Source organism: Dickeya fangzhongdai, from assembly GCF_002812485.1.
Taxonomy (GTDB): domain Bacteria; phylum Pseudomonadota; class Gammaproteobacteria; order Enterobacterales; family Enterobacteriaceae; genus Dickeya; species Dickeya fangzhongdai.
In genome coordinates, this window is sequence record NZ_CP025003.1 from 963463 (window position 1) to 985927 (window position 22465).

At 55.2% G+C, this 22465-nt stretch carries 21 protein-coding genes and 2 pseudogenes; 14 read left to right on the plus strand and 9 right to left on the minus strand.

What is annotated here, in order from left to right; translation table 11 throughout:
- Window positions 1-73: 73 nt before the first annotated feature.
- Window positions 74-655 carry a TetR/AcrR family transcriptional regulator gene (locus CVE23_RS04520; RefSeq protein ID WP_023304048.1) on the plus strand — a complete coding sequence of 194 codons (582 nt, stop codon included), beginning with the start codon at window positions 74-76 and terminating at the stop codon, window positions 653-655.
- A 4-nt stretch (window positions 656-659) separates the two neighbouring features.
- Window positions 660-998 (plus strand): carboxymuconolactone decarboxylase family protein, encoded by a 339-nt coding sequence (locus tag CVE23_RS04525; RefSeq protein WP_000888080.1) that lies wholly within the window; start codon window positions 660-662, stop codon window positions 996-998.
- Between the two features lie 29 nt (window positions 999-1027).
- Here CVE23_RS04525 and CVE23_RS04530 read toward each other — a convergent pair whose 3' ends face one another.
- Window positions 1028-1357, minus strand: coding sequence for a thioredoxin family protein (locus CVE23_RS04530; protein ID WP_031591986.1), 330 nt, complete (start codon window positions 1355-1357; stop codon window positions 1028-1030).
- A gap of 212 nt (window positions 1358-1569) precedes the next feature.
- On the opposite strand from CVE23_RS04530, the gene CVE23_RS04535 reads away from it, so the two are divergent.
- The 3 genes from CVE23_RS04535 to CVE23_RS04545 all read left to right on the plus strand — a co-directional run bounded on the left by CVE23_RS04535 (window position 1570) and on the right by CVE23_RS04545 (window position 4282).
- The gene (locus CVE23_RS04535) at window positions 1570-2676 is read left to right on the plus strand and encodes an alkene reductase (RefSeq protein WP_060579419.1); all 1107 of its coding nucleotides are present in this window, start codon (window positions 1570-1572) and stop codon (window positions 2674-2676) included.
- A gap of 65 nt (window positions 2677-2741) precedes the next feature.
- Complete coding sequence (locus CVE23_RS04540) at window positions 2742-3443, plus strand: DsbA family oxidoreductase (RefSeq protein ID WP_031591983.1); 702 nt, start codon at window positions 2742-2744, stop codon at window positions 3441-3443.
- Window positions 3444-3508: 65 nt separating this feature from the next.
- Window positions 3509-4282: an SDR family NAD(P)-dependent oxidoreductase gene (locus tag CVE23_RS04545; protein ID WP_039544745.1), complete on the plus strand. Its 774-nt coding sequence runs from the start codon at window positions 3509-3511 to the stop codon at window positions 4280-4282.
- A 185-nt stretch (window positions 4283-4467) separates the two neighbouring features.
- Here the strand turns inward: CVE23_RS04545 and CVE23_RS04550 are convergent, their stop codons facing one another.
- Entirely contained in the window at window positions 4468-5691 is a 1224-nt protein-coding gene (locus CVE23_RS04550) for a MalY/PatB family protein (RefSeq protein ID WP_042111096.1), read from the minus strand.
- A 133-nt stretch (window positions 5692-5824) separates the two neighbouring features.
- The gene (locus CVE23_RS04555) at window positions 5825-6694 is read right to left on the minus strand and encodes a DMT family transporter (RefSeq protein WP_100848988.1); all 870 of its coding nucleotides are present in this window, start codon (window positions 6692-6694) and stop codon (window positions 5825-5827) included.
- A gap of 241 nt (window positions 6695-6935) precedes the next feature.
- On the opposite strand from CVE23_RS04555, the gene CVE23_RS04560 reads away from it, so the two are divergent.
- From CVE23_RS04560 to CVE23_RS04570, 3 genes and pseudogenes are all read left to right on the plus strand, one after another.
- Window positions 6936-7688: an alpha/beta hydrolase family protein gene (locus CVE23_RS04560; RefSeq protein ID WP_004729622.1), complete on the plus strand. Its 753-nt coding sequence runs from the start codon at window positions 6936-6938 to the stop codon at window positions 7686-7688.
- 26 nt (window positions 7689-7714) lie between these two features.
- Window positions 7715-8028 (plus strand): annotated as a pseudogene (locus CVE23_RS04565) (Tn3 family transposase); the annotation flags it as partial.
- 56 nt (window positions 8029-8084) lie between these two features.
- Window positions 8085-9191 (plus strand): annotated as a pseudogene (locus tag CVE23_RS04570) (glycosyltransferase); the annotation flags it as partial.
- 150 nt (window positions 9192-9341) lie between these two features.
- Here the strand turns inward: CVE23_RS04570 and CVE23_RS04575 are convergent.
- Complete coding sequence (locus CVE23_RS04575; protein ID WP_049853622.1) at window positions 9342-9629, minus strand: helix-turn-helix domain-containing protein; 288 nt, start codon at window positions 9627-9629, stop codon at window positions 9342-9344.
- Between the two features lie 361 nt (window positions 9630-9990).
- On the opposite strand from CVE23_RS04575, the gene CVE23_RS04580 reads away from it, so the two are divergent.
- The 4 genes from CVE23_RS04580 (at window position 9991) to cysM (ending at window position 14078) form a co-directional block, all read left to right on the plus strand.
- On the plus strand, window positions 9991-10680 hold the full coding sequence (locus tag CVE23_RS04580) for a helix-turn-helix transcriptional regulator (protein ID WP_038917955.1): 690 nt from the start codon (window positions 9991-9993) through the stop codon (window positions 10678-10680).
- A 15-nt stretch (window positions 10681-10695) separates the two neighbouring features.
- Window positions 10696-12006, plus strand: coding sequence for a purine-cytosine permease family protein (locus CVE23_RS04585; RefSeq protein WP_049853623.1), 1311 nt, complete (start codon window positions 10696-10698; stop codon window positions 12004-12006).
- A gap of 209 nt (window positions 12007-12215) precedes the next feature.
- Window positions 12216-13115, plus strand: a complete 900-nt coding sequence (locus tag CVE23_RS04590) for a Dyp-type peroxidase (RefSeq protein ID WP_038661858.1) — start codon at window positions 12216-12218, stop codon at window positions 13113-13115.
- 81 nt (window positions 13116-13196) lie between these two features.
- Window positions 13197-14078, plus strand: coding sequence for a cysteine synthase CysM (gene cysM, locus CVE23_RS04595; protein ID WP_100848989.1), 882 nt, complete (start codon window positions 13197-13199; stop codon window positions 14076-14078).
- A 15-nt stretch (window positions 14079-14093) separates the two neighbouring features.
- Here the strand turns inward: cysM and CVE23_RS04600 are convergent, their stop codons facing one another.
- The gene (locus tag CVE23_RS04600) at window positions 14094-16040 is read right to left on the minus strand and encodes a MacB family efflux pump subunit (protein WP_100848990.1); all 1947 of its coding nucleotides are present in this window, start codon (window positions 16038-16040) and stop codon (window positions 14094-14096) included.
- Between the two features lie 3 nt (window positions 16041-16043).
- The gene (locus tag CVE23_RS04605) at window positions 16044-17261 is read right to left on the minus strand and encodes an efflux RND transporter periplasmic adaptor subunit (protein WP_100848991.1); all 1218 of its coding nucleotides are present in this window, start codon (window positions 17259-17261) and stop codon (window positions 16044-16046) included.
- A 228-nt stretch (window positions 17262-17489) separates the two neighbouring features.
- Here CVE23_RS04605 and CVE23_RS04610 point away from each other — a divergent pair, with 228 nt between their 5' ends.
- Both CVE23_RS04610 and CVE23_RS04615 read left to right on the plus strand, forming a co-directional pair.
- Window positions 17490-18170, plus strand: a complete 681-nt coding sequence (locus CVE23_RS04610; protein ID WP_038661845.1) for a response regulator transcription factor — start codon at window positions 17490-17492, stop codon at window positions 18168-18170.
- 2 nt (window positions 18171-18172) lie between these two features.
- Window positions 18173-19591 (plus strand): ATP-binding protein, encoded by a 1419-nt coding sequence (locus CVE23_RS04615; protein WP_049853626.1) that lies wholly within the window; start codon window positions 18173-18175, stop codon window positions 19589-19591.
- A 133-nt stretch (window positions 19592-19724) separates the two neighbouring features.
- On the opposite strand, the gene crr is transcribed toward CVE23_RS04615, so the two are convergent.
- From crr to ptsH, 3 genes are read right to left on the minus strand one after another with little or no spacing between them, the layout of a single operon-like run.
- On the minus strand, window positions 19725-20234 hold the full coding sequence (crr, locus tag CVE23_RS04620) for a PTS glucose transporter subunit IIA (RefSeq protein ID WP_022632320.1): 510 nt from the start codon (window positions 20232-20234) through the stop codon (window positions 19725-19727).
- 41 nt (window positions 20235-20275) lie between these two features.
- Window positions 20276-22003, minus strand: coding sequence for a phosphoenolpyruvate-protein phosphotransferase PtsI (gene ptsI / locus CVE23_RS04625; RefSeq protein ID WP_038661836.1), 1728 nt, complete (start codon window positions 22001-22003; stop codon window positions 20276-20278).
- Window positions 22004-22050: 47 nt separating this feature from the next.
- Window positions 22051-22308 (minus strand): phosphocarrier protein Hpr, encoded by a 258-nt coding sequence (gene ptsH, locus CVE23_RS04630; protein WP_013316619.1) that lies wholly within the window; start codon window positions 22306-22308, stop codon window positions 22051-22053.
- Between the last annotated feature and the right edge of the window lie 157 nt (window positions 22309-22465).

Below are 22465 nucleotides of genomic sequence, written 5' to 3' on the forward strand. Positions count from 1 at the left end.
GTCAGTGATACAACTTGCTACGGAAAAATAGCAACAATATAATCTATCAACTAGTAGATTATATGGAGTAATTATGACAACCATGACACGGGAACGGCTGCTCAGCGAAGCAGAACACCTGATGCGCGAAAAAGGGTATTCAGCATTCAGCTATGCTGATTTATCAAAAATAGTGGGTATCACCAAGGCCAGTATTCATCACCATTTCCCGACCAAAGATATTCTGGGTGAGCAGGTGGTAATACAGGCGTTCTCTGATACGCAACGCGTATTTGAGCAGATAGAGGCTACTGAGAAAAGCGCGGAGAAAAGAATTGCGGCCTACATCGATATCTTCGCGCAAAGCCATAAAGCTTCACTACTGCCACTGTGTTGTGCGTTGTCAGCGGAGACCGCCAATCTGCCTCAGGCAATTACTGTACAGACATCACTTTATTTCGATATGCAAATCGAGTGGCTCACAAAAGTCGTCAGGGCGGGCATGGAGTCAGGTGAGTTTTCATCCCATGCCGAACCATCAGATATTGCTTTGATGATCATTAATGTCTGTGAAGGCTCAAGCGTAGTGGCGCATGCAACGGCCAGACCCGAAGTCTTCACCAACAGCCTTAAGTATATAAAACTGCTTCTTAATACCCCACATTCAGGAGAATGACACTATGCTGGACTGGAACAACTATCGCTCAGAGTTAATGCAACGTTTAGGCGAGTTGGGCAAACTGACCCCCGAGACCATGAAAGGCGTGGTTGCCCTGGGCAACGCAGGTAACAAAACTGACCTTTTAGGCGCAAAAGTGCGTGAACTCATTGCCCTGGCGTGCGCAGTCACAACTCGCTGCGACGGCTGCATTGCTTTTCACGCCGACGCCGCTGTGAAAGCCGGTGCAACCGACGCTGAAATTGCTGAAGCGCTGGGCGTGGCGATTAACCTCAACGCTGGCGCTGCGGTCATTTATTCAGCCCGCACTCTGGATGCCGTCGGTCAGGCACGCGGTTAAGTATTAATAAATTCCACGTTAAAAGGGCATTACTGCCCTTTTTTTATGTCCGTAATCGCCTGAGCATATACCGATGCAGGTTTCACACCCGGTATGCGTTTAACTAATTGCCCTTCATGAAATATCAGCACAGACGGTAGCCCCCAGATCTCGTATTTGGTTGTCAGCACCGGTGCCTGATCTACATTGACTTTCCCCACCTGTATATCTCCATCGAGCCGGTCTGCAAACTGGCTGAACATCTCTTCGCTGGCCTGACAGGGCGGACACCAGGGCGCAGAAAAACGTACCACCGATATACCCTTGTACTGTTCTATCTGGCGAAAATTATCTTCGTTATAGGATGTTAACGTACGCATGGTGATGACCTCGAAAAATGAGTGACGATTCAGAAAAGGCAGCATTAAGACAAAAAAACACGGCATGCCCATTGACCTACCTACTAGACGGTTGGTATATTGCCACCCATCAGATGTTTATGCAACTCCAGTGCGCGACGTCCGGTCGGTGATACTACCGGGCTGTACAAATCCCTGTCGGGATACTCCTTTTTGTTTCTGTGAGGTATACGATGAGTAAGCTTTTCACCCCCTACAATCTGTCTGGCCTGGCGTTAAAAAACCGTGTAGTCATGGCACCGATGACCCGCACCCGCACCATGAATGACGTGCCGGATGAGGTCGTGGCTTTGTACTATGCACAGCGTGCTTCTGCTGGCCTGCTCATCACCGAAGGGATGCCGGTTTCAGAAGAAGGCCGGGGTTACCTCTATACCCCTGGTATCTACAACGACGAACACGTCCAGGGCTGGCGTAAGGTGACACAAGCGGTTCACGCCAAAGGTGGCCGTATTTTCGCGCAGCTCTGGCACGTCGGCCGTATGTCTCACGTCTCTCTTCAGCCAGGCCACATAGCGCCGGTTTCAGCGGGCACCGTTCAGGCGGTCAATACCACCGTTTTTGCGCTGACCGAATCCGGAGAACCGGGCCCGGTTGTACCAAGCCAGCCACGCGCGCTGGAAACGCATGAAGTGAAACGCATCACGGCAGACTTCGCGCACTCCGCGCGCCTGGCGATGGAAGCCGGTTTTGACGGCGTGGAAATCATGGCGGCAAACGGATTCATCTTTGACCAGTTCCTCAGTAGCGAACTGAACACCCGCACCGACGAATACGGCGGTTCGGTGGAAAACCGTCAGCGTTTCCTGCTGGAGACCATTGACGCCGTGGCGGAAGCCGTGGGTAACAGCCACGTTGCCGTGCGCCTGTCACCGTTCGGCCGCATTTATGACCTCGCGCCGTATGAAGGTGAAGATCAAACCTGGTCAGCCATCACCGACGCGCTCGGTCAGCGGGAGCTGGCCTACGTACACCTTTACTATCAGCCGGTGTACACCAAAGCGCCACTTCCGGAAGGATTCCGCCGCCGTTTTCGCAACACGTTTAAAGGCACCATCATCGCTGCCGGCGGTTTTACCCGTGATATCGCAGAGCAGGCTCTGGAAGATGATGAGCTGGATCTGGTGGCATTTGGTGTGCCCTACATCGCTAACCCGGATCTGGTTGAAAGAATGCAAAACGGCTGGCCGCTGGCTGAAAGTGACCGCGCCACCTACTACGGCGTCAGTGGTTCCCCGGAAAAAGGCTATACCGATTACCCGGTCTGGCAGGCGCAATAAATCCCATACGGTCGCGGTTCTCTGATAAGTGAGATCCGACCGCCCAAGGTCTTTGAGGAATCATTATGCAAACGCTGAAACCCACCCTTACCATCGATATCTGGTCAGATTTGGTCTGCCCGTGGTGCTGGATTGCTAAAAAAAAATTTGAACAGGGTCTGAATCGCTTTGAATTTCGCGACCAGGTGGTGATCCGCCATCACAGCTACCGTCTGGCCGGTGGTACTCCCGCGATGCCTTTTAAGGATGCCATCGTTAAAAAGCTGGGCAGTCAGCATTCAGCGGATCTGATGATGAATCAGGTAGGTACTGCCGGTAGGTCTGAAGGCCTGATCTACAACTTCGACGGCATGATGTTTGGTGATACAGAAGATGCACATACCCTGCTGGTTGCTGCGCGTAAGGCCGGAATTGCGGACGCGGTGGAAGAACGTTTTTATCACGGCAGTATCACCGAAGGTCGCTCTCTCTTTGATCGTCAGCAGCTCGTTGCAATGGCCGTAGAAGCCGGTATGCCGAAAGCTGACGCTGAAGCCGCCCTGGAAAATGATGATTTTCGCGCCACCGTTTCCGACGATGAAGCGCATGCACAGTCTATTGGCCTCAGCGGTGTTCCGGTTTTTGTGATGAACGAAAAATATGCCATCAGCGGGGCTCAGGCAGCAGATAACTTTTTGAATGCCCTGCGTCAGGTATGGGATGAACAGCAAACCGAATTTTCAGCCACTGCGGGTCAGACCTGCGGAACGGATGGCTGCAGTATTTAATCCGTCAACCGCCGGCAGTTTCACTATGCCGGCAACGTCTTACCCACCAGTAATGGAGTCAGAAAATGAACACTTTTTTCAAAGGTAAAAAACTGCTCGTCGTCGGCGGTACCAGCGGCATGGGTCTGGCCGTCGCACGTATGGTACTGGAAGCGGGCGGCAGTGTCGTGCTGACCGGGAATAAAAAAGACAAAGCCGAAGCGGTGCAAAAAGAACTGAGCCCTCTGGGACCGGTTGCGGTCATCGCGGCGAACCTGATGACCGAAGAAGGTATGGAAACTATCCGTCGGGAAATTAATGCCCGCCACCGCGATATCAGCCTGATGGTGAATGCCGCCGGGATCTTCATGCCGAAAGGCTTTACCGAGCACAGCTTTGCCGATTATGACATGTATCTTGCGCTGAACCGCGCCACGTTCTTTATTACGCAGGATGTCGTGAAGAACATGCTTGCCGCGAAGATCGAAGGGTCTATCGTCAATGTCGGTTCGATTGGCGCCCAGGCAGCACTCGGTGACTCGCCGGCCTCGGCCTATTCAATGGCAAAAGCGGGTCTGCATGCCCTGACGCGTAATCTGGCGATTGAGCTGGCCAGCGCGGGTATTCGTGTCAACGCTGTGTCTCCCGGGATTGTTCATACGCCGATATACGAAGGCTTCATGGACAAAGCGGATATCGCAGATGCTATGAAGTCGCTGAACGATTTCCACCCGCTGGGACGCGTCGGAACTGCCGAAGATGTGGCAAACACTATTCTCTTCCTGTTGTCTGACAAAACCTCATGGGTGACGGGCGCTATCTGGGATGTCGATGCGGGCATCATGGCGGTCAGACGATAACCCCGTGACGCTGGCATAAGCCGCCCCTTAAGGGCGGCATTTTTTTGTCGCCAGAAATGTCATCAGCAGGCTTCACTAAGAATATTCACGATCTGTTCATCCGTGCCTTTTGTGTTCCCGGCACAGGGTGTTATGCCGGGTTCTGACGACATCCTGACAGGACAAAACGGCCAGAGAGAAAGGGGTTATACACGATGAGGAGCCGGTATCCGCAGTACCTGTGAAATTCTTTTCATCCCTGCTGTCAGCATACTCCGTGGGCAGGCCAGATTTAACCGGATATATCCGTCCCCATTGTCGACAAACAGCAAGCCCCCTTCAAGAAGGACCCCTGACTCCCGGGCAAAATACAGCGATAAATCCTCACCTGCGGTGTCGGGCAGGTAGCGGCTAATATCTATCCAGGCCAGATATGTCCCTTCGGGGATCGAGAACCTGGTTTCGGGTAAATAGCTTTTGAGATAGTCGTGCAGGTACTGGAAATTTCCGTCAATATATTCCCTCAGATGGACAAGCCAGTCATCACATTCACTCCACGCCGCTTTGTTTGCTGCCAGGCTCAGCGGAGAGATGAACTCGTCGTGTCTGAGACGCCACTCGCTTCTGACACCGGGATCCGGAATAATGATATTTGCCAACAAATTCCCGGCCAGATTGAATGTTTTACTCGAGGACATGCAGGTAATAATGCGTGTGGAATCAGGGAAAAGAGAGGCGGCCGGTGTATGACCGATGCCGCTTCGGGACAGGTCGCAGTGAATTTCGTCAGATACCACCCAGATGTCATTGGCCAGGCAAATTTCAATAATCCGCTTAAGTTCATCAGGCCGCCAGACTCGTCCGGTCGGGTTATGCGGATTACACAGGAAAAGAATTTTCACACGTAAATCGGCCTGACTGGCTTTGCGTGCAAAGTCTTCCCAGTCAGGTTCCCAGCCGCCTGCTGATTTTTTTAACGCCGAGTACACCACGCGACGCTGACTGTATTCACCCGCCTTTTTAAACGGGCCATATGAAGGCGTCATGATAAGAATACTGTCATCCTTGTCGGTCAGAAGCGGGACGAGACGGTTCAGCGCGGGAATAATGCCCGGAGACAGCACAATGTCTTCCGTTTTGAAACGGTGACCATATTGTCGCTCACACCAGCTGCCAAAGATCTCATAGTATTCTTCGTCGTAGATTTTAGTGTAGCCGAGTATTTTTCTATCCAGACGGTCTCTGATGGCCTGAAGAATCGGCTCTGGTGTGGCAAAAGCCATGTCAGCAACCCAGAGGTTGATTAGCCCTTCTGCCGGATACCGCATTGCAAATTCGGACTGTCCCGAAAACAGGTATTCCCGCCAGCCGTCCACGGTGAGACTGTCTGTTTTCTCTCTGCTTACGTACCCATCAAAATCATATTTCATTTCATAAACCTGCCTTAGGTGTAGTCAGAAACGTCGACCTCAGTATTCCTGTCAGTCTGATGCCGGAGCGGGAAAACTGGCTCGTGTGATTAACATAAGAGAATCATCACAACTGCATGAATTAATTGCGTTATTAAGGTTTTCTCGCCTTTGTCATCGGCTGACGGGGGGATTTCTCGCGTGTCACCATCACAATGCCAGTCAGCACCGCCAGGGCAGAAAATATCGTTCTGACCGTCAGTGATTCATCCAGGAATACCACACCCCCTAGCATTGCCAGACAGGGAACGCTGAGCTGAAGGGTACTGGCGGTGATAGAGCCGAGAGAGGGTAAAAGGGTATACCACAATACATATGCACCGGCTGAGGCGGCGGCACCGGACAGCAATGACAAAGCAATGCCCGCAGCATCATAGTGACCCTGCTTCATAAACAGCAACGAAAGAGCGAGAGCCATCGGCGTGGCGAGTACAAAATTTGCCGCCGTTGAAGCCCCGGCCGCCTGGCCCGCCCTCCCCCTGACGGAATAGGCGGCCCAGGCTAATCCGGCAACGATCATCATAAGTGCACTGTAAAGCGGCGGTGCCTTCGCCCCGGGTAACAGCAGGGCAGCAATTCCCGTCAGAGCCAGAACTAAACCGCCAGCCCGCATAGCGGAGAGTGATTCTCCTTTGAATAATCCGTGGATCACCATCGCAAACTGTACGGCACCAAAAAGTAACAGCGCACCCGCCCCGGTATCGAGATGGATATAGGCGACAGAGAACAGCACCGCATACGCCATGAGGTAAAACCCGCTCAGCGGACGCCACAGGGATAATGTGGTCCTGGCGTGATAAAAGAGGAAGGGGGACAGGACGAATGCACCACTGGCCAGCCTGAGGCTGCTGAATGAAAGGGGATCAATGTGACCTCCCTGCAGGGCCAGACGACACAGAATGGAGTTTGCCGCAAATGCCAGCATTGCCACTGATATTTTAAGAATGAGCGCGCACCTGGCCATTCGAGAAGTCCTCACAAAAGTCTTGTAAACTACCATCTAGTTGGTAGCATAGCGTAAGTGATCACCGAACAGGAAGCAATAATCAGCTTTCAAACTGGAAGGTGAGGACAGGCATTCGGAATGAATTCTTTTTCACATCCACAGTGGAGGACGGAAAACGCGCTATGCCAGATGCAGAGCAGAAGACTATTTTTCTCCTGCGATCAAACATATGACATCAGTTTAAGGCCCGGAATATCCTATGAAAAAACTAAAATTTACGTTCAAAAATGCGGCGGGTGAAGAACTGGCCGGATTGCTTGAACTTCCTGAAAATCCTAAAGCGTTTGCGCTGTTAGCTCATTGTTTTACGTGTGGCAAAGACCTCAAAGGCGCGGCGCGTATTGCGCGGAAACTGACAGAGAATGCTATCGCCGTTCTCCGGTTTGATTTTACTGGTCTGGGAAACAGCGAAGGGGATTTTTCCAACACCAACTTCTCATCCAATATTTCGGACCTGCTTTGCGCGGTAGATTATCTCCGCCGACAGTACGAAGCGCCTTCTTTGCTCATCGGTCATAGCCTGGGTGGATCGGCCATCCTGTCTATCGCCGGCGAAGTTCCTGAGGCAAAGGCCGTTGTCACCATAGGATCACCCGGAGAACTGACACACGTAAAACGTCTTTTTAAGGATGATGTTGAAAACATTAACCAGCATGGAGCCTATCCGGTTGAGCTGGCCGGGCGGGTATTTACGTTAAAGAAACAGATGCTGGACAATATTCAGGAACACAAAATCGCTCATAAGGTGTTCGCCATGAACAAGCCTCTGCTGATTTTTCATGCGACTGAAGATGATACCGTGTTAATTGAGCAGGCCGAGAAAATATTCAAAGCAGCTAAGCATCCCAAGAGTTTCATTTCCCTGGGTAAGGCTGATCACCTTCTGACACATGCTCAGGATGCTGAATACGTTGCCGATATCATTATCTCGTGGAGCGAATGTTACCTATAAACAGAGTAAATGCGTTCAAACTCGTAGCGCTGAGGGCGATTTTCTGCAGAGATCGGACGCTGTTTATGCTGGACTGATTTTGCGATAAAGGCTTAGGCCGATGCATACAGGCGGGGCTGAATAAGGGTGAGGCCCTTGGGCGAGCATCCTTCATGCACCGGCTGAATGAAATCAGGGATCTGGGGGTGGGAGGATCAGCGTTACCACGCCACCGGCGCTGACACTACATACGGCGGCGATAACACTCTGGAATACGGTTTATATAGAAAGAACCATTGAGCCGCTTAAGCAAAAAGGAGTCCCTGTTAATGAACTGCTGGTCTCTCATCCTTCTCCACTACTGTACAAAATATAGTCTTAGCGTGGGATAATTTCCGTTTTCCAAGCGGACCCCAACAGATCGATTTTGACTACCGCTACCTGGAACGCCATTTTCCCAAACGCGCCACTCTGCCGCCCGGCAACGCGCAGATGGCGCTGGCGCTGCGCGAATTCTTTTCCGCGCCTATCCCGTTGATCGACCGACAATTGCGCGCGGTGCTGGCGCAAACTCAGCCGGACGTAGTGATGGCGGAAAACTGTTTCTACGGCATTCTGCCGCTGCTGGCCAGCGAGGATCGCCCGCCGGTGATCGGCATCGGCGTGACGCCGCTGTCTTTCTCTTCCCGCGATTCGATCTTTTACGGGCCGCGTATTCCGCCTGCGCTGTTGCCGCCGGATTTGACCCGCGAGCAACTGATCGACGAAGAGACCCGCGGGCTGATCGCCGGCGTGAAGGAGGCGTTCGATACGGTGATGGTGCAGTCGGGACAGCTGCCGCTATCCGCACCCTTTACCGACGCGCTGATCAGCGGTTGCGACCGCTTCCTGCAATTGTCCACCACCGAACTGGAATATCACCGCGATGATTTGCCGTCGTGCGTACGCTTTGTGGGGCCGTTACCGTTGAAGGTGGCGGAACAGGACGCGGAACACGCGCTGTGGGATCCACAGGACACCCGGCCGCTGGTGATTGTGTCGCAGGGAACGCTGGCGAATGTGGATTTGCAGCAATTGATTGGCCCGACATTACGCGCGCTGGCTAATCTGCCCGTTCGGATGCTGGCGACCACCGGCGGCCGACCGGTGGAAGAACTGGCCGCCTCGGCGCCGGAAAACGCGCGGGTATGCCGCTTTGTCTCGCTGGAACACTGGTTGCCGAAGGCGGCGCTGCTGATTACCAACGGGGGATACGGTTCGCTCAACGCGGCGTTGTCTCACGGCGTGCCGTTGATTGTGGCCGGAACGGGAGAAGACAAACTGGAAACCGCGGCGAGAGTGGTGTTTGCCGGCTGCGGGTTGAATCTCGGCACCAGCACGCCGGGCGAGCAGCAGATTGCCGAGGCGGTGATGCGCATCCTCGATCAACCCGGTTATACCCAGCGGGCGCGTTGGGTACAGGCGGACTGCGCGCGTCATCATGCGCTGGAGGCGATCGCGGAAGAAGTGGGGGCGATCGGGTAAGCGCTTGCCAGTGTGTGCGGTTGGCTTTGATTGACTGATCTTCTTGAGTAACTGATATTGACGGCAAAACCACCGCCATCCGCGCGGTGGTTTTTTTCACCCCGATGCGGCGGTATGGCGAATTATCTCTGTCTGCGTGTCGGCGGATATTCAGGCTGAGGGCTGTGGTTTATTGGCGGTATTGCGCATCAGTTTTTTACGATCAACCCAGGTATTGGTTTGGGGATCATAATAACGGCTCGGCCATATTTCTTCAGGTTTAACGCCTAATGCGTTGGCGATCAGCAATTCCCCTTTCGGCCAGGGGCGATATAACGCGTTTGCCAGTGTGCTTGAACTTAATCCTGCTTCTCGTGAGACCGCTGAGAGTGATGTCCCTTTCTTCCTCAATGCAGCAATGATATCGGCGGAATGCCAGTCCATTCTCCTTGAGCGCATGACTTATCCTCGATGCTTGTGGCTGATTACTATTTTGTTTGTGACAGACTTTTACTATTACACACTTTTATAGGTAAAAAATACTCTTGAATTAAATTTAATTTAATAAAATTAGGGATATTATGTGCCCGAACAGGATGGAGTCAGATTTGTACCTAATTACATTAAGGAACCAGGAAGTGATGTGTTTGATATATTTCATGAGTGAAAATATATTGAATGCGATTGGTTGTGAAAGTATGAGGGGTAAAATAAATTCAATAATATATATTTAATTATAAATTAATTATCGAATTAATAATTGGTGTTGCTGAATGCCAGTGCTATCACCAGATTTGGCAAAAGATATTTGTTAAACAGGATGTCGTTTGTAATGACCGCTAACCACGATTATTTACGCTCGTTTATTCCCTTGCTGGACGGGCTGAGTGAGCCATGGGGAATCAAGGATCTGGCGTCTCGTCATGTATATATGAACACGCCGGCGTACAGTTACACCAATACGCCGGTGAAATTTGATATTGATGGAAAGTTCGACGAAGAATTTCCGCTCGCCTGGGCGGAATTATCGGGTGATTTCATTGAGCACGATCAGCGAACGGAGAGCCGTGCCGAACGGGTTACCGTCATTGAAACCCATTACTGGTTTGGCAAAGCGGAGCTGTCGCCGTTTATCAGTGAAAAAATTCCTCTCTTTAATCCGGCACGAGAATGTGTGGGCATTTTGTGGAATGCCCGGCCGATGACCACATTGTCACCGCTTATTCATGTTGATCGACGTAAACCCACGGTACTGAAAACCGAAATAACCACCGATCTGTTCACTCGTGCTGAACTGGATACGCTCTTTCTGGTGTTGCGGCGTTTTTCCAGTAAGGAAATCGCGAAGAGGTTTAACCTGTCCAGCCGGACGATCGAAAATAGAATACAAAACATGTACCAAAAAGCTGGCGTGCATTCGTTCAATCAGTTTGAAGAGTTCTGTTATCAACAGGGGCTGGACGGCTTTATACCTCACTCATTGCTGACCAAAGGCATTTTATTTATCTAGCAAGGACAAGCAGCAATGGAAAACATTGATGATTATCCGGTGAGCCGGGTTCCGACGTCGGTGCGGCTGCCATTTTTCAATGTGGCTTTGGTTCATATTGGCATGCTCACCGCACTGGACCAGTTTATGTTGGGGGCGGTGCTGGGTCATTCGATGACGCTCGGCGAGGCTTTTCTGGCGATAGCCATCGGCAGCGCGATTTTCGGCGTCGTCACGCTGGGGTTGGGTTACGCGGGCATGAAGGAAGGATTGTCCGGCAGTCTGTTGGCGCGCTGGTGCGGGTTTGGCCGGATGGGCGCGGTGTTTATCGGCGCGATTATCGCCGTCAGCCTGTTGGGCTGGTTTGGTGTACAAAACGCGGTGTTTGCCAAATCGCTTAATTTTGCGTTGGGCGATCGGCTGGGATTTGGCTGGTCGGCGGCGCTTTCCGGCTGCGCGCTGACGCTACTGGTCACCTTCGGTTTCAGTGCCTTACGCTACACCGCCAGAATTGCGGTGCCGCTGTTTATCATGGTGGTCGGCTATATTTCGACCATGACGCTGACCGGGCACAATATTACCGAGTTGCTGCAAAAGAGCGTATCCGGCGAGGCTATTTCGGTGAGCGCCGGTGCGACCATGGTGGTCGGCGGTTGTATTGTGGCCAGTCTGATTACTCCTGACATGACGCGTTATTCTCGCCGCGGGCGGCATGTTTTCTGGATCACGATGCTGTCGATCATGATCGGTGAATTTGTCGTCAATGGGCTGGCGATCCTGATTGCCCGCGCGCTCAATACCGCCGACATCGTGACGATCATGTCGCAGACGGCAGGTGGTATCGGGCTGATTACCGTGATTTTCTCTACCTTGCGCATCAACGACATCAATCTGTATTCATCGTCGTTGGGCATCGCCAATGCGGTGGAAGGCATCACCGGCAGAAAGCTGAGCTACAAGTCCATCACATTGCTGATTGGTTTTATCGGCACTTTTCTGTCGGTTATCGGCATTCTGGATCGGTTTGTGGATTTCCTGACATTGCTGGGGGTGTTCTTCCCGCCGGTTATCGGGGTGATGCTGGTGGATTACTATATTCTGCGCACCAGCCGGAAGTTGCTGGACGAAAGCCGCCGGCATGGCGAACTGCCGGATGCAGGCAGCACGCCATACGTCGGTTGGTCGGCGATTATCGCCAGTCTGGCGGGGAGCGCCGTCGGGTTGTTCACCGAATGGGGGATCCCGGCGCTTAATTCGCTGCTGGCGGCCAGTTTGCTGTACTGGTTAATCAAGGTGACGCTACCGACAGTGAAATCCATCCGGGGTGGGTTGCGGCCCCTTGGTTGATCATTCTTGCGAAAACAGTCACCTATGCTTTCCATCGTTATCGGTAAGGTTATCCTGTTATCGTTAACATCGTCTGATATCATGTGATCAGAATTGGGGCGTGGTGGTCACGCCTCATGCCCTTATTGATAGAGCAGCATTGAGATAGCAGCCCGGCATGGCTTGCCGGCGCGAGAGAAACTGCACTGAGTAATGTGAGGAAGCAACAGATGACACAAATTCAAAGCGGTATTTTGCTGGAGCATCGCCGTTTTGCCATTTTCATGGAGGCTATGGTACAGGGAGAATTTGATGCCATCCGCCAGGGGTGTAAGAAGTTCTGTCAGGCGCTGGCCGAGTTGCAGCAACGTTTCCCCGACGCGGGTCTTGGCGCGGTAATCGCCTTTGGCTACGACGTCTGGCGCGAGCTGGATTGCGACAATAGCGCGCAGGAACTCAAACCCTTCACGCCGCTGGGCAACGGGCTGGCGCCCGCCACTCAGCGCGACATGCTGATTCACATCCAGTCGCTGCGTCATGACGTCAACTTTTCGCTGGCGCAGGCGGTGCTGGCGGCGTTCGGCAACACCATCAACATCGAAGAAGAAACCCACGGCTTTCGCTGGGTGGAAGACCGCGATCTGAGCGGTTTTGTCGATGGCACCGAAAACCCGCAGGGCGACGCCCGGCGTGACGTCGCCATCGTGCCGGACGGGCAGGCGGGCGAAGGCGGCAGCTATGTGTTTGTCCAACGCTGGGAGCATAATCTGCGCCAGTTGAATCGCATGAGCGTGGAACAGCAGGAACAGATGATCGGCCGCACCAAACAAGATAACGAAGAATTGTCGTCCGAGTCGCGGCCGGTGACTTCGCACCTGAGCCGCGTCGACCTCAAGGAAGACGGCAAGGGGTTGAAAATCCTGCGTCAGAGCCTGCCTTACGGCACCGCCAGCGGCAAGCACGGCCTGTATTTCACCGCCTACTGCGCCCGTCTCTACAACATTGAACAGCAACTGCTGAGCATGTTTGGCGACCGTGACGGCAAACGCGACGATATGTTGCGCTTTACCCGCGCGGTCAGCGGCAGTTACTTCTTTGCCCCTTCGCTTGATCGTTTGTTATCGCTATAACAGAATCCGGTTTTGCTACAGGCAGGCACTGTATCGCGGTGCCTGTTTCTTTGGCGTCCTCTGACGACCCGGAGAGAGAATGTGACCACGCTTGAGCACTGCGTCGGCAATACGCCGCTGATTAAATTACAACGTCTGGCCCAGCATACCGGCAGCGAAATCTGGCTGAAGCTGGAGGGCAACAATCCGGCCGGCTCGGTGAAGGACCGGGCCGCGCTGTCGATGATCCAGCAGGCGGAACGCCGGGGCGAGATTGCGCCGGGCGACACGCTGATTGAGGCTACCAGCGGCAACACCGGCATCGCGCTGGCGATGGTGGCGGCGATGAAAGGTTACCGACTGCGTCTGCTGATGCCGGAAAACATGAGCCTGGAACGGCAGGCCGCGATGCGCGCCTACGGGGCGGAACTGCTGCTGGTCAGCCGACAGCAGGGAATGGAAGGCGCGCGCGATCTGGCCCAGCAGATGGCGCAGGCGGGCGAAGGCAAGTTGCTCGACCAGTTCAACAATCCGGACAATCCGCTGGCGCACTTCACCACCACCGGCCCGGAAATCTGGCGGCAGACGCAGGGCCGCCTGACCCATTTCGTCTCCTGCATGGGCACCACCGGCACCATCACCGGCGTTAGCCGCTACCTGAAAAGCCAGAGTGAGACGGTTTGCACCGTCGGCCTGCAACCGCAGGACGGTAGCCAGATCCCAGGGATCCGTCGCTGGTCGCCGGACTATATGCCGGGTATCTTTCAGCCGCAGTTGGTGGACCGGATTATGGATATGTCGCAGCAGGAGGCGGAAACCACCATGCAGCAACTGGCGCGGGTGGAAGGGGTATTCTGCGGCGTCAGCTCCGGCGGCGCAGTGGCGGGGGCGCTGCGCATCGCCGCCGAACAGCCCGGCAGCCTGATCGTCACCGTGGTGTGCGATCGCGGCGATCGCTATCTTTCCACCGGCGTGTTTGGCTAAGCGCCACGCCTGTGTTTATTCCCGCTCCAGCGCGTGGATCGGTTGCAGACGGGCCGCGCGCCGCGCCGGGAAGAAGCCGAAAATCACACCAATCAGGCTGGAGCAGAGAAACGCCGCCACCATCGAGGCGGCGGAATAAAGGAATGTCACGCCGCTGACATGGCTGGCGATCGCGCCGGCCAGCAGCGACAGCATCACGCCCAATACTCCGCCGCACAGACACACCAACACCGCCTCAATCAAAAATTGCTGCATGATGTCGCCGGTGCGCGCGCCGACCGCCATGCGGACGCCGATCTCCCGCGTGCGTTCGGTCACCGACACCAGCATGATGTTCATAACGCCGATGCCGCCCACAATCAACGAAATCAGCGCGATGGCGGACACCAGCAGCGTCATGGTGGCGGTGGTCTGCCGGATGGTTTGACGGATGCTGTCGGTGTTCATGACGAAGAAATCCTTGTTGCCGTGCTGGCGCGTCAGAATCTGGGTGATGCCCTGTTGCGCTACGCTCAGGTCGATATTGTCTTTAACCCGCACGGTAATGCTGCGCAGGTATGACTGACCGACCATGCGGCGCATCACGGTGGTATAGGGCACCCAGATATTCAGGTTTTCATCGCTGCCGAAGCCGGACTGTTTGCGGGTGGCGACGCCGATGATGCGACAAGGCAGGGTGCCGAGAAAAATCACCTGTCCCAGCGGGTTCTCGCCGTTGGGGAACAGCTTATTGCGGGTGTTCTGATCGATGACCGCCTCCTGCGTCAGACGTTCAACGCTAAGCGGCGAGAACCCGTCGCCTTCCGACAGGACATAGCCGCGCACGGTGAAGAACTGCTCGCCCACGCCGCTGACGCTGACCGATACCGCTTTATTGGCGTAACGCAGCGTCACCGATGTCGAGACGGTGGGGGTGACGCTGTGGATGTAGGGTTGCTGTTCCAGCGGGCGCAGGTCGTTGACGCGCAGCGTCTGAATGGCGGCGGAGCGCATGTCGCCGAAATCCTTACCGGGAAAGATCTCCAGCGTGCTGGTGCCCATAGCGTTGATGTGTTCCAGCACCTGTTGCTGCGAGCCTTTGCCGAGCGCTACCACCGACACCACCGAGGCGATGCCGATAATAATCCCCAGCATGGTCAGGAAGGTACGCATCCGCTGGGCGTTCATGGCGCGCAGCGCCATCCTGAAGGCATTCTGCAGCCGGTCGTACCCGCTGGTCAGCGTTTTGGCCGGTAGCGGCGCCGGGGGCGTCGGCGTTGCCGGCGTCATGTCGTCGGCCGTGTTGCGGTCGGCCACGATTTCACCGTCGTGAATCTCGATGATGCGGCCGGCCATTTGGGCGATGCGCATATCGTGGGTGACCAGCACGATGGTGTGCCCTTGCTGATGCAACTCATGAAGAATCGACAGCACTTCCTCGCCGCTGGCGCTGTCGAGCGCGCCGGTAGGTTCGTCCGCCAGAATCACCTGACCGCCGTTAATCAACGCGCGGGCGATGCTGACGCGCTGTTGTTGTCCGCCCGACAGCTGGTTGGGCGAGTCCTGCAGGCGACCGGCGAGACCCAGCCTCGTCAGCAGGGCGGCGGCGCGCTGGCGGCGTTCGTGGCGAGCCTGACCGGCATACACCGCCGGCATTTCCACGTTATCGCCCACGTTCAGGTCATTAAGCAGATGATAACGCTGGAAGATGAACCCGAAGTGCTCGCGGCGCAACGCGGCAAGCTGGTCGTCATTCAGGGTCAGGGTGGAGACGCCGGCTACCTGATAATCCCCCTGAGTCGGTTTATCCAGGCAGCCGAGGATATTCATCAGCGTGGACTTGCCGGAGCCGGACGCGCCGACAATCGCCACCATTTCACCGGCATGAATCGTCAGGTTGATGTTTTTCAGCACATCGACGCGTTGTTCACCGTTGATAAAACTGCGGTGGACCTGGCGCAGCGCTAACAGAGGCGCGCTCATGGCTTAAAATCCCATCGGCGGCGGTGGCGGGGACGACGCGCTGCTGCCGTCGCTTGCCGTCTGCTGGCTGATCACCACTTCCTCGCCGGGCAGCACGCCGGAAATCAGCTGGATATAGGCGTTGTCGCTGATGCCGGTGGTCACTTCGCGCAGCGCCGGCCGGCCTTGCGGCTGGGTCACCTGAACAAACAGTTTTCCCTGACGGTTAATCAGCGCGCTGACCGGTGCCACGATGGCGTGTTTCGCTTCGGACAACAGAATATAGACCTGCGCGGTCATAGAAATACGCAGGGTTTCGTCCGGGTTGTCGACATCGAACAGGCCGTTGTAGTAGATGGCGGAGCTGGAGGAACTGCTGCTGGCGCTGTTGCTGGTGGTGCCGCTGCCACTGGTGCTGCTGCTTTCGCTGCTGATGGATTCCGGCGCCGGTTCGATGGCGCGCAGCACCGCCTGATAGCGCTTGTTCGGGTTGCCGAGAATAGTGAACCACACCGGCATGCCGGTCCTGACGTTGATAACGTCCGCTTCCGAGATTTTGGCTTCGATCGTCATGGTGTCGAGGTTGGCGACCTTGGCGATAGTCGGCGCGCTCTGCACCGCGTTGACGGTTTGTCCTTGTTCCACCGGCAGCGCCACCACGGTGCCGTTCATCGGCGAGACGATCTTGGTGTAACCCAGATTGACCTGCGCGGTGTTGACGGCGATTTTCGCCCGTACAATCTGGGCGTCCAGCGCGTCGATATCGGCCTGCGTGGCTTCCAGCGTGGCTTTGGCGCTGTCGTAATCCGCCCGCACGCCGACGCCTTTTTGCATCAGATTTTGCTGGCGTTGCCAACTGAGCTGGTTATTACGCAGCGTGGCCTGCCTGGAGGCGCGTTGCGCCTGAATGTTATCCAGTGCCGCCTTGCTGTCCCGCAGCGCGTTCTGCTGGGTTAAATCGTCGATTTCGGCCAGCAACTGCCCCTGTTTCACCTTGTCGCCCAGCGATACATGCAACGCTTTGATTTGCCCGGAAACCTGCGCGCCGACGCTAACCAGTTTACGCGCGTTGACGGTACCGTCGGCCAGCACAGTCTGTTGCAGATCGCGGACATCCACCGTGGCCGTAATATAATTCGGCGGGGGGGCCGGCCGGGACAGGCGAAAGACGACGAACAGGGTAATGGCGGCAAGGCCGGCCAAAAGCCACCAGAAACGGCTGGAGCTGGGTCGGAATCTCATCAAAACAAAAGCATCCTTGGCTAAGTAAAACGCCGAAACGAAGAACCGGGACAAAATACGCGACGTATCCCTGAATCAGGGAACACGGGCTGCGTATAATTTACCCGTCATCCCGCTTCGAATGCGTTATGTTTCGAACAGTGAAAGGTAAGGATTCCGTAAATGGTGCTGCGCAGATTGCAACCAGCCCTGACAATAGGAGCGGTAACAATGCATGGGAATGAAAGTATGAAAATTTTACTGGTAGACGATGACGCTGAACTGGGGCACATGCTGTGTGAATACCTCACGGCGGAAGGGTTCAGCACTTCACAGGTGATGACCGGCAAGGAAGGAGTGGACGGCGCCATGTCCGATCAGTATACCGCGATGATTTTGGACATCATGCTGCCGGATATGAGCGGAATTGACGTACTGCGGCAAGTACGTCGCAACCGCTCGATTCCCATCATTATGTTGACGGCCAAGGGCGATAACATCGATCGCGTGATCGGGCTGGAAATGGGCGCGGATGATTATGTGCCGAAGCCCTGCTATCCGCGCGAGCTGGTGGCGCGTCTGCGTGCGGTGCTGCGCCGTTATGAAGACAAGGCGGAAAAAAGCGAGGACACCGGGACGGTGAACTACGGCGAGCTGGCGATCTGCCCTTCTACCCGCAGCAGCGAGTGGCGCGGCAAGGCGTTTGATCTTACCGCTTCGGAATTCAACCTGCTGGAGCTGCTGATGCGCTCGTCCGAGCGGGTGGTGACCAAGGATGAGCTGTCGGAGAAATGCCTGGGACGCCGCCGGGAGGCCTATGACCGCAGCGTGGATGTACATATTAGCAATATTCGTCAAAAGCTGGCGGCGCTGGATGGGTGTAACCTGACCATCGAGACGGTGCGCAGCGTCGGATACCGGATCCGTTAATCATGCATGGAAGGCTGTTCTGGAAGATCCTGCTCGGTTTGTGGCTGACGTTTTTCGTCATTTCACAGCTGCTGTGGGTAGGCTTCTCGTTTTACGGCGGGCGTAACGAGCCGCCGGAAGTTCGTCTGGGAAGACACACCATGTCGTTGCAAATGGCGCTGGCGACGCAGGCGTTGCGTCAGGGCGGCATGGCTGAACTAGGGCGCACGCTGGCCGACTGGCCGAAGAGCGAACGTGGTTACATCAATGTCTCGATTATCGGCGACAACGAGGACGTGGCCGGGATAGGCGCCGAACCGCCGCCGGAAATGGGGATGCTGGGCGAACCGCCCGGACGCCCGGGGCCGGGGTTCGGACCGGGGCCAATACCTGGGCCGGGCGGAATGCCGGAACGGCCGGACGCCGCGTCGTTACAGGTAGTGGAAGGCCCTGACGGGCAGCGCTACCGGGTGAGTTTCAATACCGCTCGCTGGCGGCAGGATTTGATGCCGGAGAACGGTCCGGCGCCGATGCCGTTTTTCCTGCATTTGCCGCCGCCGATGATCTGGATTGGCGCGCTGGGCGGGTTGCTGTTCAGCGGTATGCTGGCGTGGAACCTGGCGCGTCCGCTGGGCCGGTTGCGGGCCAGCTTCGAGCGTGTCGCGCAGGGCGACCTGTCGGTACGGCTTTATCCGTCGATGCGCCGCCGCCATGATGAGATCGGCGATGTGGCGCGCGACTTTGACGCTATGGTTGGTCGCCTGTCGGTATTGGTAGGTGCGCGCGAGCAACTGCTGCACGACGTCTCCCACGAATTGCGATCGCCGCTGGCTCGGCTGCAACTGGCGATCGGGCTGGCGCGTCAGAACCCTGACAACGTGGAAAACGCCTTGCAGCGCATCGAGCGTGAAGCGGAACGGATGGACAAGATGATCGGCGAAGTGCTGACGCTGTCCCGCGCGGAAAACAACGCGGTCAACACCGAAGAGTATTTCGACCTGCTCGGGCTGGTGAATGCGGTGGTCAACGATGCGCGTTATGAAGCGCAGGTGCCGGGCGTGGACATTGCACTCAATATTAGCGATTACGATGATTACACCGTCAAAGGCTCGGCGGAGCTGATGCGGCATGCGCTGGATAACATCATTCGCAATGCGCTGCGTTTCTCTTCGCGCGGTCAGCAGGTGCTGGTCACGCTGTCACGGGATGAGAAAGAGTGGTGCGTCGGCGTAGCGGACCGCGGGCCGGGCGTGGAAGAAAGCAAACTCTCCAGTATTTTCGATCCTTTCATGCGCATCGATTCGCCGCAGTCGGGCAAAGGGTACGGGTTGGGGCTGGCCATCGCCCGCAAGGCGGTAGTGGCGCACGGCGGCCGCATCGAAGCGGAGAACCGGGAGCAGGGCGGGTTGCAGATCCGTATTTGCATCCCTCGCTGGCAATAGCCTTGTTGGAATGGATTTGCTGGAGACAGTCTCGCGTGGTCGCCGGCGGCTTGATCAGGGCTGATGATGATTACGTGGCGCGAAGAAACAAAAACGGCACCCGAAGGTGCCGTTTTTCATGACGGAAAGTCGCTTACTTCTTGATGCGAATAACCGGGGTTTCCCCAACGACAACGGTACCGCTCAGTTTGGTCAGCTCTTTGATCTCGTCCATATTGGAGATCACGACCGGGGTCAGGGTAGACTTGGCTTTCTCTTCCAGCAACGGCAGATCAAACTCGATCACCACGTCGCCTTTTTTGACGCGCTGCCCTTCTTCCGCGATACGTTTAAAGCCTTCGCCTTTCAGTTCAACGGTATCAATACCGAAGTGAACGAAGAGCTCGATGCCATTGTCTGATTCGATGGAAAAAGCATGGTTGGTTTCGAAGATTTTACCAATGGTGCCGTCCACCGGCGCGACCATTTTGTTACCGCTAGGTTTGATAGCGATGCCATCGCCGACGATTTTCTCTGCGAATACCACATCAGGCACGTCTTCGATGTTGACGATTTCACCGGATAACGGGGCAATGATTTCGATGCTGCCGGTTTCTTTTTTGTCATCAGAAACCAGAGATTTCAGTTTATCGAACAAACCCATGATTTTCTCCTAAGCATTAATATTGGGTCAGCACAGCGGTATCAGCAAAGCGTCTTTTCTTTAATGAACCGGCTTACCAGACTGCTTAACTCTTCAGCTGTCGGCTGGGCTAATGCCTGCTCCGCCAGCGCTTTCGCATCTTCGTAGTTGGCATTGCGAATAATTTTCTTGATGCGAGGAATCGAGATGGCACTCATGCTGAATTCATCCAGACCCATCCCCAGCAGCAGTAGTGTAGCACGTTCGTCGCCCGCGAGTTCACCGCACATGCCTGTCCACTTGCCTTCGGCATGCGACGCGTCGATCACCTGCTTGATCAGGGTCAACACGGCCGGAGACATCGGGTTATAGAGATGAGAAATCAGCTCATTCCCGCGATCTACAGCCAGAGTATACTGGGTTAAGTCATTTGTCCCAATACTAAAGAAGTCGACTTCCTTCGCCAGATGGTGGGCGATGGCCGCCGCGGCCGGGGTTTCCACCATCACGCCGACTTCGATTGTTTCGTCGAACACCTTGCCTTCCGCCCGCAACTGGCCTTTGAGCATCTCCAGTTCGGCTTTCAGCGTACGCACTTCTTCCACCGAAATGATCATCGGGAACATGATGCGCAGTTTGCCAAACGCGGACGCACGCAGAATAGCGCGCAGCTGCGAATGCAGAATTTCCTTGCGATCAAGGCAGATACGAATCGCGCGCCAGCCAAGGAACGGGTTCTCTTCCTTCGGCAGATCCATGTACGGCAGGTCTTTGTCGCCGCCGATGTCCATCGTACGCACGATCACCGCCTGAGCGCCCATCGCTTCCGCGACGGCTTTGTAAGCCTGGAACTGCTCTTCTTCGGTCGGCAGGGCATCGCGGTCCATGAACAGGAATTCGGTGCGATACAGGCCCACGCCTTCCGCGCCGTTACGCTCAGCGCCGGCGACGTCGCGCACGGTGCCGATGTTGGCGCACACTTCCACCTGATGACCGTCCAGCGAGATGGCCGGCAGATCTTTCAGTTTGGCGAGTTCGTATTTCTCGGTGTTGTACTGTTCCTGAACGGCCTTGAGCTGGTCAATGGTGGCCTGATCAGGATTCTGGTAAATCTTGTTGTTTACCCCGTCCAGAATGATGAAATCGCCGTTCTTGATTTTCTGGGTGGCGTCGGTGGTGCCCACGATGGCCGGCAGCTCCAGCGAGCGCGCCATGATCGAGGTATGGGACGTACGTCCGCCGATATCGGTAATGAAACCCAGCACCTTGTTCAGGTTCAACTGCGCGGTTTCGGACGGGGTCAGATCCTTGGCAATCAGAATCACTTCGTCCTGGATGTCGCCCAGGTCGACGATGTGCAGGCCCAGAATGTTTTTCAGCAGGCGCTTGCCGATGTCGCGCATGTCTGCGGCGCGCTCTTTCAGGTATTCGTCATCCAGCTCTTCCAGCGCTTTCGCCTGGGTCTCGATGACGGAAAACGCCGCCGCGTCCGCGGACGCGTGGTCGTCTTTAATCAGGGAGATGATTTCCTGCTCGAACTCCTCATCTTCCAGCAGCATGATATGCCCTTCGAAGATGGCTTCTTTCTCTGGCCCCAGCGTTTCAGCCGCTTTTTGCTTGATCGCTTCCAGCTGTTTTGAGGCTTTGGCGCGACCCGTCAGGAAGAGTTCGATTTCCTGATCGACCTGGTCTGCAGAGATTTTTTTCCGGTTGACGACAATCTCGTCATCTTTCAGTAGCAGCGCCTTACCAAAAGCAATTCCCGGTGATACTAATATGCCTGAAATCATAACCCTACCTTACTTGATTCTGATGTTCACTAAAGAGAGCGGGCCGTTTACTCAAGCTCAGCCATCAGTTTAACCAGATGTTCAACGGCTTGCTGCTCGTCTTCACCTTCGGCGGAAATGGTGACCACGGTACCTTGGGTCAGACCGAGGGTCTGCAGTTTGAACAGGCTCTTGGCGCTGGCGCTTTTGCCGTTGGAGGTAACGGTGATTTCAGAGGTGAATCCTTTGGCTTCTTTCACGAACTGTGCGGCGGGACGAGTGTGCAGGCCATTTGGCGCGGTAATCGTTACTTCTTGCTGGAACATTCTGTTTTCCCCAACTTGTTGGATTAGGTTCATGTTGTGGAACTAAAGTTTAGTGTATGTACTGAACTTTAGCCTGTTTGGTTGCCCTGAATGGTTCAGGACAGGCCGGGATGCGGTTGAGGAAAACGGTGTGCGCTTACCCCTGGTTAACGTCGAC